15 protein-coding genes are annotated in these 14128 nt (G+C 38.5%); all 15 read right to left on the minus strand.

The window, feature by feature from the left end:
• Positions 1-24 precede the first annotated feature (24 nt).
• The 15 genes from P4S71_RS00530 to P4S71_RS00600 are packed head-to-tail and all read right to left on the minus strand — an operon-like array spanning position 25 to position 14128.
• Positions 25-1254, minus strand: coding sequence for a beta-ketoacyl-ACP synthase (locus P4S71_RS00530; protein ID WP_337120954.1), 1230 nt, complete (start codon positions 1252-1254; stop codon positions 25-27).
• A complete protein-coding gene (fabG, locus tag P4S71_RS00535; protein ID WP_337120953.1) occupies positions 1254-1979 on the minus strand; it encodes a 3-oxoacyl-ACP reductase FabG in 726 nt (241 codons plus the stop codon). The genes P4S71_RS00530 and fabG overlap by 1 nt, the downstream gene beginning before the upstream one ends.
• Positions 1976-2431 carry a hotdog family protein gene (locus P4S71_RS00540; RefSeq protein WP_337121199.1) on the minus strand — a complete coding sequence of 152 codons (456 nt, stop codon included), beginning with the start codon at positions 2429-2431 and terminating at the stop codon, positions 1976-1978. Before P4S71_RS00540 ends, fabG begins: the two co-directional genes overlap by 4 nt.
• A complete protein-coding gene (locus tag P4S71_RS00545; protein WP_337120952.1) occupies positions 2424-3593 on the minus strand; it encodes a beta-ketoacyl-ACP synthase in 1170 nt (389 codons plus the stop codon). Before P4S71_RS00545 ends, P4S71_RS00540 begins: the two co-directional genes overlap by 8 nt.
• Positions 3590-4150: a DUF3261 domain-containing protein gene (locus tag P4S71_RS00550; protein ID WP_337120951.1), complete on the minus strand. Its 561-nt coding sequence runs from the start codon at positions 4148-4150 to the stop codon at positions 3590-3592. The genes P4S71_RS00545 and P4S71_RS00550 overlap by 4 nt, the downstream gene beginning before the upstream one ends.
• On the minus strand, positions 4138-5376 hold the full coding sequence (locus tag P4S71_RS00555) for an NAD(P)/FAD-dependent oxidoreductase (protein ID WP_337120949.1): 1239 nt from the start codon (positions 5374-5376) through the stop codon (positions 4138-4140). Before P4S71_RS00555 ends, P4S71_RS00550 begins: the two co-directional genes overlap by 13 nt.
• Position 5377: 1 nt before the next feature.
• A complete protein-coding gene (locus P4S71_RS00560) occupies positions 5378-7618 on the minus strand; it encodes a transporter (RefSeq protein ID WP_337149830.1) in 2241 nt (746 codons plus the stop codon).
• Between the two features lie 46 nt (positions 7619-7664).
• Positions 7665-8174, minus strand: coding sequence for an outer membrane lipoprotein carrier protein LolA (locus tag P4S71_RS00565; RefSeq protein WP_007378691.1), 510 nt, complete (start codon positions 8172-8174; stop codon positions 7665-7667).
• 23 nt (positions 8175-8197) lie between these two features.
• Complete coding sequence (locus tag P4S71_RS00570; protein WP_007378690.1) at positions 8198-8626, minus strand: acyl-CoA thioesterase; 429 nt, start codon at positions 8624-8626, stop codon at positions 8198-8200.
• Positions 8619-10163 (minus strand): HAL/PAL/TAL family ammonia-lyase, encoded by a 1545-nt coding sequence (locus P4S71_RS00575; protein WP_337120945.1) that lies wholly within the window; start codon positions 10161-10163, stop codon positions 8619-8621. The genes P4S71_RS00570 and P4S71_RS00575 overlap by 8 nt, the downstream gene beginning before the upstream one ends.
• Positions 10156-11124: an LpxL/LpxP family acyltransferase gene (locus P4S71_RS00580; RefSeq protein WP_337120944.1), complete on the minus strand. Its 969-nt coding sequence runs from the start codon at positions 11122-11124 to the stop codon at positions 10156-10158. Before P4S71_RS00580 ends, P4S71_RS00575 begins: the two co-directional genes overlap by 8 nt.
• Positions 11114-11863 (minus strand): glycosyltransferase family 2 protein, encoded by a 750-nt coding sequence (locus P4S71_RS00585; protein ID WP_337120943.1) that lies wholly within the window; start codon positions 11861-11863, stop codon positions 11114-11116. Before P4S71_RS00585 ends, P4S71_RS00580 begins: the two co-directional genes overlap by 11 nt.
• Positions 11856-12221, minus strand: a complete 366-nt coding sequence (locus tag P4S71_RS00590; RefSeq protein WP_337149831.1) for an ApeI family dehydratase — start codon at positions 12219-12221, stop codon at positions 11856-11858. The genes P4S71_RS00585 and P4S71_RS00590 overlap by 8 nt, the downstream gene beginning before the upstream one ends.
• Positions 12205-13569, minus strand: coding sequence for an AMP-binding protein (locus P4S71_RS00595; RefSeq protein ID WP_337149832.1), 1365 nt, complete (start codon positions 13567-13569; stop codon positions 12205-12207). The genes P4S71_RS00590 and P4S71_RS00595 overlap by 17 nt, the downstream gene beginning before the upstream one ends.
• Positions 13562-14128: a hypothetical protein gene (locus P4S71_RS00600; RefSeq protein WP_007378684.1), complete on the minus strand. Its 567-nt coding sequence runs from the start codon at positions 14126-14128 to the stop codon at positions 13562-13564. Before P4S71_RS00600 ends, P4S71_RS00595 begins: the two co-directional genes overlap by 8 nt.

Genomic DNA, 14128 nt, shown 5'->3' on the forward strand with positions numbered 1-14128 from the left:
GTCATTAGTTCTATTTTAACGCGTTTAATCTGCTTTATAACGTTTAAATATTAAAGAGGTGTTAATACCACCAAACGCAAAGTTATTACTCATCACATAATCGGTATTAATCTCACGTCCTTGATGCCTTATGTAATCAAGCTGAGCACATTCGTCATCAACGTTATCTAGATTAATTGTTGGTGCAAACCAATTATCAGCCATCATATTAATGCTTGCCCATGCCTCTATTGCCCCACAAGCACCTAATGTATGCCCCAAATAACTTTTTAACGAGCTAATAGGTTTACTACCCAATGCTTTAAACGTTGCGTGAGACTCGGCAATATCACCTTTATCTGTTGATGTACCATGAGCATTAACGTAACCAATTTTTTCTGGTTCTAAATTGGCATCTTGTAGTGCCATTTCTATCGCTAGTTGCATTGTTTTTGATGTTGGTTGAGTAACGTGCTGTCCATCAGAATTACAACCAAAACCAACCACCTCAGCTAATATTGTTGCTCCGCGCGCTTTTGCATGTTCGTATTCTTCTAAAATAAGTGTACCCGCGCCTTCGCCTATCACTAAGCCATCACGATTTACATCAAAGGGACGAGGTGTTTGCTTTGGTGTGTCATTTTTTGTAGATGTTGCATAAAGCGTATCAAATACTGCAGCCTCTGTGATGCATAATTCCTCCGCTCCACCAGCCACCATTATTTTTTGTCGGCCAAACTTAATCGCTTCATAGGCGAAGCCTATTCCTTGAGATCCCGATGTACAAGCAGAGCTTGTTGTTATAACACGCCCTTTTAAACCAAAAAACACACCAACATTTACAGGGGCAGTATGTGCCATCATTTTAATGTAACTCGTGGCTGTTACACCTGACATCGACCCCGTTTCCATCATATTTGCAAAGGCGAGTAGTGGCTCAGTAGAGCCCGTAGATGAGCCATACGCTATGCCCGTAGAGCCATCTGTTAGACTGTCGTGCTCTAGTAGTTTGGCTTGTTCAAGTGCGCATTCAGTAGCACGAGTTGACATAAGTGATACTCGCCCCATTGAACGGATTTGTTTTCGTTTGTAATGACTTGGTCGCTCAAAGTGTTTAACTGGCGCGGCTAAACGGGTATTGAGTTCGTTAGCTATATCCCACTCTGGCATAGTAACAACCGCATTTTCGCCTTTAATTAAGGCTTGTTTAAATTCAGACCAATCATCACCCAATGCAGTGACCACTGACATACCGGTTACGACAACGCGTTTCATCAAACCATGCCACCATTAACAGAAATTACTTGGCGTGTAATATATGCTGCGTCATCAGACATTAAAAAAGCGACGGTTCCTGCAATTTCTTTAACGCTCCCCATGCGCTTGAGGGGGATCATTTTCATCATTTCATCAATAGGTAATTCGTCAGTCATCGCCGTTTCTATCAAACCAGGTGCCACACAATTAACTGTGATTTTGCGTTTTGCCAATTCTAATGCAAGTGCTTTAGTAGCTCCAATAATACCAGCTTTTGCTGCACTATAATTTACTTGCCCTCGGTTACCTGCAATACCTGATACCGACGACATTGTAATTATTCGCCCACCTTTACGGCTTTGTACCATAGGCATTACAGTTGGGTGTACTACATTATAAAACCCATCAAGGCCTGTACGTATTACACAATCCCAGTCTTCCCCTTGCATAGCAGGAAATGCCATATCGTTAGTAATACCTGCATTACACACCACGCCATAATAAGCGCCATGCTTAGCTATATCTTCTATTATTTGTGCTTTGGCTTGCTCTCTGTCGCATACATCAAATTGTAATAAACTGGTAGCTCTACCTAATGCATTAATCTCATAGCATGTTGCTTGAGCCTGCTCAACACCCGATCTGCAATGCACTGCAATATCAAACCCTTGCTCAGCAAGTTTTAACGCAATAGCTTTACCAATACCACGGCTTGAACCTGTAACTAAAATTCTTTTTATCATTGATTTTCTCTTATAAATTCCAGCGGATTTTCAGGCTGAAATACATTAATTTTTGCTTGGCAAAGTACAGTCTCACAATCATGTATTTGGCATTCAAATACACTCAAACCTGACTCTTCTTGATATAGCTTTTTCACTTCAATAGTCAGCTTACTGCCGTTTTTAAAACACGGTAGATAAGTTTGATATTTTCGCGTACCAATTAAAAAACCAATTTTTACAGGTTTATTTTCATCATTCGCCAACGCGCCAGCGTAAGCGGCAATAGACTGCGCCATATACTCAACGCCAATATAGCTAGGTACACCATTAATCGCAGGACTAAAAAAAGGGCTTTGCTCAGTGATAGTAATAATGCATTGTGCTTCATCTTCGCTATACGCTAAAAGGCTGTCGATTAAAATCATAGGCGCGTCGTGCGGGACTACTAGCTCTATAGGGTAATTAGTCAACATTAACTCCCAATATTAAGCTGGCATTATTACCGCCAAATGCAAATGAATTAGATAAGCAGTATTTAAGAGCGGGCTTAAACGCTTGTTTTATTATTTTTATATCAGCCAAATCACCGTCTTCTTTAATTGCGTTATATGGCAGTATATGTTGGCCGCTGTCTTTTAATAATAACCAACATATACCGGCTTCAATGGCGCCTGCAGCACCTAAAGTATGTCCTGTTAAATGCTTACTTGAGCTAAGCGGGGTATTGTTGCCAAACACGCGATTAATTGCAAGTGCTTCCATTTCGTCATTTTTGAAGGTGGCCGTACCATGGGCATTAATATAGTCAATATCACCAGAGGATAACTTTGCACTTTTTAATGCTTTTTCCATTGATTCTTGAGCACCCATTCCATTAGGATCAGGTGCAGACATATGATGAGCATCAGAACTTTCCCCACTGCCTACTAGCATAATGCCGTTATTTATTATTGGTGTATTTTTAGTCATTACAAATAAAGCTGCCCCCTCACCAATATTAATGCCGTCTCTATTGCTAGAAAAAGGCTGACATAAACCTGAGCTTAAAGAGGCTAGCGAATCAAAGCCATTAATTGTTAATTGACACAAACTATCTGCACCACCACAAATTACTACATCAGCTAAATCAGCATTTAACAACGCACGCGCACTAATTAGCGCTTTTGCACTTGAGGTACACGCTGTAGAAATACTGTAACAAGGCCCTAATGCACCTATTTTATGTGCAATGTAATGAGCGGGTGTAGCTAACTCTTGATCACTGTAACTAAAGTCATCAGGCCAGAGCTTTGTACTTTCATAGCTTTTACGCGCTCTTTCACCATCATGAATACCTGATGTACTAGTACCCATTACAATTGCAATACGCGACCTATCAATATGCGAAAGTTTATCTAAGGTTGGCTTAATCTGTTCTAAAGCTAGATCAATAAATGTATTGATACGTTTATTATTTGATAAAGCAATAGACTGAACTTGCCCTACATACAGCAGGGCTTGCTCAGCACTTAAACTTTTATTTAAAGTTAATAAAGGAGTTGCAGGGTTATATTTATTTAAGCTTGTTGTGGTTGCATCTTGGCCTATGCCCATCGCACTCACAATGCCTAAATCATTCAGCCAATATGTCACTGTTCTACCTTTTTAAATGTTATTTGATACTGATGTAAAATATTGTTCAACGTTGTCGAATCATCACTATAGTCAATAGTGATAAATGTACCCTCATCGTTAAATACCTCCCGATTAGAGTCAACCTGCTCTATTAAAGCACCCTCTAACTGCTTTTGTAAAAATGCTACTGGCCAATGTACTAATGCAATATCCGCCAAAATATAATGAGGGTCTATCCCTTCTACCGCCAACATCTTTCTTGTTTTTACTGGACCATTTAAAGGTTTTTCTAGCTCCATAATTGGAAAGCCTTGCACTGTCATTAACAATAACTTAATTGCACCTTTGCCATTTATAGCTAATTGAGCAAATACAGTGTGTGTGTTTTGCTGATTCGTAATATACAAAACATGCTGCCAAGACTGGCCAAACATTTGTGTTGGGACGCTATTAATATTTAATTGGATATTAGGCGATAGATACACTCTATTTTTAGATGCTGTTAAACTCGTACATGCACTCAATACAGCAAATATAAATACAATACACACCGCATACTTAATTAATTTTGACATAACTGAGCCAACACATTTAAACGACGTTCACTTTGCGCAACAAATGGATTATTAGTATCCCATGCATAGCCCGCTAAAATAGCACTGATCATTTCTCGTACTTGGGTATTTTGTTCAGAGTAAAATATTACATCCTGAAAACGTGTATCGTACCACCCTGTTACAAATGTTCTAAAACAATCGACTCCAGCTTGTAATGGCTGTGCGTAGTGGGTGTCAAAATCAACGTTCTCATCTTTTAAATAGCGATCAACAAGTGGGGCAATTAAATTTGCTGATTTGAGTGCAATTGTTACACCTGATGAAAATACAGGGTCTAAAAACTCCCCCGCATTACCCAATAAAGCAAAGTGCTTACCATATAACTTACTCACATTTGCCGAGTAACCTTTAATATTCCTTGCAGGAGTTAATAACTGACGTTGTGCCAACAGTGTTTTTAAATAAGGGTCTTGCTCTATAAATTGATTTAGCACATCGCTAGATTCGTCGTTATTAAGACGCTCCGACTGCGCCACAACACCAATACTCGCAGTACCATCACTAAAGGGAATAAGCCAATACCACACATCAGAATATTGAGGATGTACGGTAATCAAAATTTTATTGCGATCGAAGTTTTTATCACTAATATTGTCTTTAAAGTGGCTAAAGTAAGCGCTGCGTACAGGAAAGTGAGAGGGAAGCTCTAAATCTAACAATTTTGGTAATACACGCCCAAAGCCACTTGCGTCCAATACAAACCGAGCATTAACGCGGTAAGCTTGCTGCTGCTCGTTGTGCACAAGTAACGACGCACCATTTAATTCGTCATTATAATCGACTACAGTGTGTCTATATCGAATTTCTACGCCTTGGTCTTGTGCTTTGTCTGCTAATAACTTGTCAAAGTCGGCTCTTTTTACTTGGTACGTAGTGCCTGGGCCATCAGTGAATTTTTCGGTGAAGTTTATAGTTGTATTTTGCCCCGCCCGATGAAAAGCAGCACCATCTTTAAATTGAAAACCTAAAGACGCTGCATTGTCATGTACTGAATCAATTAAAGCTGCCTCTTCTAAGTAGGCCATGCATTGCGGTAATAAGCTTTCACCAATTGAAAAACGCGGAAACACCTGTTGCTCGAGTACAAGTACCCGCCAACCTTTTTGAACTAACAGGCTACTAGCCAGAGCGCCTGATGGACCCGCGCCAATAACAACAACATCGTACTGCTCAAGGTTATTCAATTTATTGTTCCTTTTGAGGCTTTAAAACACTTAGCGGTGATAAAAAATAAATAGCTAAGATCCCGACCATTACACTCAGCCCAAAGCTAAAAATAGCAGGGGTTTCAGAGGCACTCAGCATGCCAAATACCCACATTGATGACGCTGCAGATAAACTAATCGCCAGTACATTTTTGGGCTCTAACTTATTTATTTGATAAAAAACGAGGTAATCAATTGCTAAAGCAATAACAAGTAATGCACCGAGCAAATTAAATAACGACAAGCTACCTTGAATTGCGTTACATATCCAAAGCATACTCAATACCACAAAAGATAAAATGGTTACTTGCAGAAGCGCTATCTTAATCGAAAATCGCCAGCTAAATAGTAGCCAGCTGATCAGACCCGCGAGAACCAAGCTTAATAGCAAATATTCGCGGTAGTCACTTAATAAAGCACTAATTTGTTGAGGTTTGTTATAAATATAAACACCTTTGCTTTTTTCAACTTCATTAATTAATTGATCAGATGAAATACCCGAAATAGACATCCATGTTATCGATTGACTTGGCTCAACAACCATTTGAGAAAGCAGTAACGGTTTAAATGTACTCGCGACGAGTGTTTCATAAGTGATTAACGGTGATTTTGTACTTGCAAGTGCTTGCCCTGTAACGCGCTCTGCAATATCCAAAGTCCCTTTGTTTTTAGCCTGTTCAAACACAGCCTGGTTATCGCCCTGTCTTTGTAAACTAGGCAACCAATGGCTAATGCTATTATGTTTAAAATTTGGGTCTAGTTGGGTTAAGCGTGTTAAAAATTGTTCTTGTTTTTGTAAAAGCGCTTCGTCGCTATTTGCAAACATAAAAACAATTTGGCTGTCCCATTGTCCAAGTAATAACAAATGCTTTTTTTCGTTTAGCATTAAGTGATCGGAGCTTGCATTTAATAGCTTTACATCATCATTAAAGCTAATTGGTTTAATTAAAAATAACGCACTGATAAAGGCCAGTAATGTAATAAGTATTGGTGTTTTTAGGTGGTTACAATATTCAAAAACATTGATGAGTTTTTTACTCATTAATAAACTCGAAGGCGATAACGTGAGCGTAGATTGCCACAATGGCAAAACTAACACGGTAAATAGCCATGCACTCACCAAACCGGCAATAACAAACACCCCAACTTGAGACAATAACGTCAGTGGCGCACCGAGTAAGCAGCAATAACCCAGCGTAGTCGTAATAAGAGACAGTAAAAGCGCAGATTGTGTCCCTTTGCTGTAGCCTTTTTCATGCTCTTTTTTGGCTAAATCAGTCATGCCATGAAATGCATAATCAATGGCAATACCAATCAAGGTAACTGCAAAAACAAGCGTTAATAAATGAATAGTCTTAAATAGCAACACCATAGCGATAGCGCCACCAGTAAGTGCGCTCAGTACGGTAAAGCTTGCTAATAAAATACTGTTTAAACGCCTAAATACCCAAAATACCATAACAATAAGGGCTATTAAGCTAATGCCACCAAACAAGCTCATCTCGTATTTAGCTTGTTTAGCATTTTCAGCCGTATGAAATAGCACACCGGAGTAAGTAATGCTTAAATCAGGGTAGGTTTTATTAAGTATATTGATCTGTTTAATTATCGCGCCAGCTAAATCAATTGATTTATTAACCCCTAAATTTTCAGGCGCTAAGTTTGCCAAAATGACACGGTATTCAACGCCTTTTAAACGTCGAGTTAAACGGCCTTGTTCAAGCGTAAACAATTGGCTTTGTTTTAAGTTATCTTCTATAAATGCCGCTAAGCTCAAACTTGTATCTTTGCTTAAGGTAGCACTTACAAATGGGTTGCCTAACTGATTTAATTGCGCAAGGTAATAATGTTCAAACGTTGTTTTGTTGCTTAATGTTTGTTTGTAAGTATCACTTAATAACGCATGTTTGAAAGGTGAGAATGTTTGCGCTAAATCGTTAACGGACGGAAAGTTAAATGTGCTTTTAATTGCATTATCGTCAAGCCATTTTTGGAAATCATCAAATGCTTTATTTTTATTATTTCCTGCAAACGAGAACATAACACGGTTAGCATTTTGTTGAAAAAAAACATCTTCCGCATAGGCAATTTGAGAGTGTGATTTTGGTAACAAGCTAAACATATCGGCGCTAAACGTTGGTTTAGACAGCCAAAAAGCTGCAGCAAAAAGTAAAATTAAACTGCTAAACCACCCTACAATAACGGTAATTCGTTTTGTCACTGCACTATTCCCTTAATTAACCACTGCATTATTTAAAAACATAATTTTATTTGGGATAAGTAAACTCAATTTTTGTGTTATTTCCTGAGTGCTCATTTAGTGTAATACTGCTCACTTGCTTAGCAGTATTACATAAAATAAAATCACTAAATAATTGCTGTAGCATCGCTTCTTTTGGTGTTAACTGTGTGCAACCGTCTTGCATTTTAACAATGTCAAAACGTGTTTCCAGCGCACTCATATTTACGCTAAGTAAGTCACTCAGTAATCCTACAAATTGCTCGCTACCGGGTTGTGGTATTAACTCACCATTGGCATTTTGTGCAAGCACTTTGCCGTTTTCTATTATGAGCATACTCTCAACAGGCATTTTCACTTGCCAAATTAGTTTTTCGTCAATTAACGAAAAAACACCCGACGAAATAAAAGGCTTAGCAAATCCATTAAATTGCTTATATTGCTTAAACTCACCTTTAATAGCTGCTGCATTTACTACAGAGCAAAACAGCAAAAAGCTAATGGCAATGCTCAATGTAAAACATTTTAAAAAATTCATTTAATCGCCTATAAAATAAAAATTTAATTCAAAACTGCTTTTAACTTATTAAATAAAATAGCGGGTGATTCAAATTGCATTTCTTTGGAGCTGATCTCAACCGCAACTTGCGTGGTTGAGGCTTTAGTAAGGCGCTTATTAGTTAGCGAGTCAGTGATTACGTAGTCAATCCGTAGTCGATTCTCGAATTCTTTTAAATAAGCCGCTACTTTAATTTTTTGAGTAAATACCGCTGAGGCAATATACTTTATTTGCATATCAACAATAGGCCACGCGTAGCCCGACTCATGCATTTGTGGGTAATCGTAATCAAATAAACGCAGTAACTCACAGCGCGCTACTTCTAAATAACGTGGGTAATTACCATGCCATACAACATTCATTGGGTCGCAGTCATGAAATGGAATTTCAATTTCTACCACATGCGTTAATAATGCACCTTTACTATTCATACAACGCCCAACGTTTAGTTTGAATATACCCTATTGTTTGCCTTAGCACGGCTTCCATTGGTCTATCCTCTGTGAGGTTTTCAAAGTAATCAGTTATATCGGTATACATGTTTTGCATATCTTGCGTTAAAGTCGAAAACTCAAGATCGCCTTGCTTAATACGTAATCTAACACCTTGAATACTGGCTAATAACGTACTTGCTAACACTTGTTCTGTTAGCTGTAAAATACGTAAACAATCGCGTGACGCAATAGTCCCCATACTCACTTTATCTTGATTATGGCACTCTGTAGAGCGAGAAAAAACGCTGGCCGGCATGGTTAATTTCAATGCTTCAGCAGTGTAAGCACTACAGCCAATTTGAACCGCTTTAAAACCATGATTAATATAACGGCGCTCTGGTGCACTATCAGACAAGTTTGAAGGTAGGCCGTTGTTGTACTTAGTATCAACCAAAGAAGCAATTTGTCTGTCTGCTAAATCAGCAAGGTTTGCAACGGCTGTTTTCATGCTATCCATTGCCATTGCAATGTGGCCACCGTAAAAATGCCCGCCGTGCAATACATGCTCACCTTGGCCGTCAATTATTGGGTTATCGTTTGCTGAGTTAAGCTCGTTTTCTATCATGTGCCTAAAAAACGGCAGACTGTCTTGCAGCACACCAATAACATGGGGTGCACAACGGATTGAATACCTATCTTGAAGTCTGTCTGCATTACGAGGGTGATCGTGATGGTTTAAATCTTTTCTTATCCAACGCGCAATTTGTTGCTGCCCTGGGTGCGGCTTAACTGAAAATAATATCTCATCAAAATGATGGCTATTTCCTTTAAGTGCCAAGCTTGCTAATGCAGTAATACGGCTCGCCAATTTAGCCAAGTAATTAGCCCTATCAAATGCTAAACACGCTAATGCAGTCATTACCGCTGTGCCATTCATAACGGCAAGACCTTCTTTTGGCCTTAGTGTTAGTGGCTCTAAGCCAACTTCTTTCATAACTTCAGCACTGTTACGTACTTGGTCTTTGTAAAACACATCACGCTCGCCTACCATCGCACCAGCAACGTAAGATAACGGTGTTAAATCACCGCTGGCACCTACTGACCCTTCTTGTGGGATCACAGGCACTATATCGTTATTTAAATAATCTTTAAGTAGGTGCAGCATTTCCCAGCTAATACCAGAATAGCCTTGTGAAAGTGATGTTAAGCGGGTCGCTAAAATTGCACGCCCTTGCACTTTATTAAATACATCCCCCAGTCCACAGCCGTGAAAGCGAGTTAAATGCAGAGGTAATTCATCAACTAAATCAAGGGGTACTGCAACTGTTACAGAATCACCGTAACCAGTTGTAACGCCGTAAATTACGCCATCTTCTTTTAAAAGTGTGTCTAAAAAACACAAAGCGCTATTAATTTTAACGCTAAAAGTTTCACAGCTATTTAATTGCACTTGTGTTTGATTAAAGGCAACTCGAACAATATCTTCAATTGATAATCGCTGATTGCCAAAAAGCTGTATATTTTGTTCAGTCACACTTGCTCTCCATTGATTGATCGCGCACTACCTGCTGATCACTTTTCCAAAAATCGTAAAAATTAAACCACTGATAAGGATATAAAGCTGCGTAATAACTCAAACGCTCTGCATAGTCAGTAATAATAAGTGTTAGCGCCTGCTGTCGCTCTCGTCGAGGCATTTTTAATGATTGGCTGTAATGCTCAAATATCACTTGATACTTTTTGCTTTTTTTATCTTTTAAACAAAACAAAAAGTAAACGGGACAATCAAGCAACGCGGCTAATATAAAAGGCCCCTGTGAAAATGGGGCGTTTTTTCCTAAAAATGGTACCTGTACCGACCGAGAAGCCGTTGTTGTGCTTGTTCTGTCACCAACAATAACGATTATTTCCCCCAGCTCTACTTTTTCTTTTAATAAAATAGCTAAGTCAGGGCCCATATCAGTCACTTGTATTAAATTAACCGACACATCTGGGTTAATCTTTTTAAGCATTTTATTAAATTCAACAGCGTGATGAGTAAACACCAATACATTTATTTTTTTACTGCTGCGGTGTTGGCTAAGTGCCCTGCATACTTCTAAATTACCCAAGTGAGAACCTATAAAAATAGCCCCTTGGTTTTGCTCATCTAACTCAGCAAATAAATGCTCATTAGTGTACTTAATATCACGTTGGGTTATTCGCCCAAGCCAAGCATCAATTTTATCTAATGCGCTATCTGCAAAACTGCAAAAGTGTGTTAATTGCATTTTAAACGTAACAAGTTGTTTGCAGCCTTGGTAAACATTAACCTGCGCTAAAAACGCTTTAGATGCTTTACGTGCTACTTTTCCTGTTAAGAAAAGATAAAAAACCACAGGAAACAAAACAATCCACAGTCCTTTTCTACCCAGTAATTTATGGGCAAATAACAGTATTTGAATACCTAAAAAATTACCGCGTTCCTGCATTTTAGACCAATGTTTAGCGGCCATAACGCCTCTTTAATTTATGACAAATTAACACAGGAGAGCGAATCAACATGCCAAAAAACAAACGAGTGTGTAACCAGGAAATACGCGCATTATCGTGCAATGGTTGAAAATGAGAAAGCCCATTTTCAGGGTAAATTACTTGGCTAGGTAAAAATACAAAAGGCACATTGCGCCAATATAAACGCACTAAAATTTCAGGGTCAAAATCCATGCGTTTTCCAAGCGACACCTCATCAATTAGCTTTGTACTTTGCTCAAGTGGATACACTCTAAAGCCACACATCGAATCTACAATTGTAAAACTTAACGTTTCAATCCATACCCACACATGCGTTAAATAACGTGCTAAATAACGGTGTTTAGGCACTGAGTCATCATATATTGGGCAACAACTTATAAGCGCTTTAGGCTGAGCATTTGCAAGTGCTATTAGTTTTTTAATGTCAGCTAAATCATGCTGCCCATCTGCATCAACCTGTATCGCATGTGAAAAACCTAGCTTATGTGCCTGCTTTAAGCCTGTTTGTACCGCGCCGCCTTTGCCCTGATTATCGTCGTGGGTAACTACACTCAACTGCGCGTATTTTGCATCAAGGTTACTGAATACATTTTTAGCTTCGGCGTTGCTTGCGTCATCAACCATAATAATAGGAAGATTAAATGACGATAATTGGCTCAGTACATCATCAATAACCGTAATATGATTATAATTTGGGATAACAATGCAAAAGTTATTCATTTATTAGGCTATCAAAAACAACACGGCCAGATGCATGCTGTCCTTTGTTTGAATTATAAGAAAAGGTATATTTATTCTCTGCTTTTTGCTCAAGCAATAATTCAACTGTTATACCTGGGGTGATCACTACCTGAAACTTTAATACTTCAACATTTTTAACAGGTTGCTGAACCTTATAATATTTACAAATTGCAGCCACAGCCCAGTCTAATTGCACAACACCTGCGAGTATTGGGCCATCCGTAAAGTGTCCTTTGAAATAATCTAAATCATGGGGGACTAATAAACTGAGCGTGTAACCCCACTCTGTTTTTTCATAGGTAAGTAAATCAGGCTGCGTTTTAATCAACTTTTTCAAAAAGACACTCCAGCGCTTTTAAGTTTAATTTAGCTTGTGAGTTATAAGGTAATTGCTCTACAAAACGCCATTTTTTAGGAGTACAAATACGTTCAAAACGCACCAAAGCATGCGCTTTGAGTAGATTATTAGTTGCTAATTTCCCATCACTATTAAAAAACATCTGCCCCTTTTGAGTGAGTACAATAATAGCGCCTACAATTAACCGTTCACCAGGTAAAGCAATCACTTTAGCTTCACTGACCCATTCACTTGTACATAAGTGTTGCTCTAGCTCATCTAGGCTTAATCGCTTTTCTTCTAATTTTATAATCCGGTCAAACCGGCCTAGTAATCTAAATTGGCCATTTTGAAATACTTCTCCTCTATCGTCCAAAGGATAATTTTTATCGTGCACCAATGGCGAGCTCAATACCAGACGCTGATCGTTTTGCGCCCTTACTTGAATACCCGAAAATGGCTGCCAAAAGCTAACTTTATCGAGTGAAGTAACTTGTCGATATGCTATTCCGCCGGTTTCTGTACTACCAAAAACTTGTGTAACAGGCTTATTTAATTGCTTATATAGTGACACTGCATCTTCATCGAGTAATGGCCCACCTGATGAAAAAATCCATTGTAAATGCGCTTTTTCATCCACCAGCACATTGTCAATACACAAACGTTTTAATTGTGCAGGGCTTGAAACAAGTACCACTTTTTTAAATAACCTAAGCTTTTTAGCTACATGCTCGGGGTAATGCAGTAGTTCTGTATTAACAACTTTCCCTGCACGCAATGGCCACAGTAACCTAAACAGTAAACCGTATATATGCTGATGCGAAACACTTGCTATAAAAATAGGATTATCAATCAGTGCGTAGCTGTTAATTAATGTATTTACTTCTTTATTTATTACCTGCCACGTTTTTACAATTGGCTTTGCTTTACCCGACGAGCCCGACGTATAAAAAACGATTGTACCTTCTTCAGGCCAATTAATTGTTTCAATGAATACAAAGTGAGGTTGATTGGCTAAAGTGCTTACATCTAAAAAATCAGCCGCTAAATCAGCTATTAATTCAGACTCACCAATAAAAAACGGCGTCTGTTTAAGCAAGGAGTTTAACGTTTCAGGTTGCCCATTAGGCGGCAAAATCACTGTATTTCCGTGTAATGCCAAAGCAAATAAGTACACGGAAAATTTGTAGGCGTCTGTGGTGTATAAAACAACCGATGATGTAGCGTTTAACGTTGATAGTTTTGCTAAAACCTCATTTATATCACTAACAAACTCACGCTCAGAAATATCATTATCAGTATGATTAAAACATGTTCTTATTGCATTACTTTGAAAAGCATTAAACACCGGCGTTCCTTTTTACTTTTTGTCTGACTAACCACTCTATAGCAAACAATGTGCCCATAGCTAAGTAAGCAATAAAACCATTATAAAAAGCCCAGGTTTCTAGGCTACTAAAAATACTGGTGTACAGGGCAATACCACCGTTTAATACAAAAAACAGACACCACACTAGCGTTACTTTTTTTGTATAAATCAGAGCGTTTTCATCAAGTGAGGGCTCAGTAATGCGCGCAAAGGTTTCAATAATAGAAGGCCCTTTATACAAAGAATACGCAAACACAACTAACATAACTAAATTAATGATTACGGGATACAAACGCAGCCCTAAGTCGCTATCCATTACCTTGGAAATCAAAATAGTAATGACTGCTAAAAATGTAGCGGGCTTTAACCACGGCATTTTATCAAATAAGGCTCTGCTTAACCAAAGTCTAAGCCCGAGTAAAAATAGCAGTAATACTGTAATAATCTGACTATTAAAACGCGTAAGGCCTACGTACACAATAATAGGGTAGCAAGCCAAGCAAATCATAATTAACGTTGTTAAAACTGCTTTTAACAT

The sequence above is a fragment of the Pseudoalteromonas sp. B62 genome (assembly GCF_037162565.1).
GTDB classification, from domain to species: domain Bacteria; phylum Pseudomonadota; class Gammaproteobacteria; order Enterobacterales; family Alteromonadaceae; genus Pseudoalteromonas; species Pseudoalteromonas fuliginea.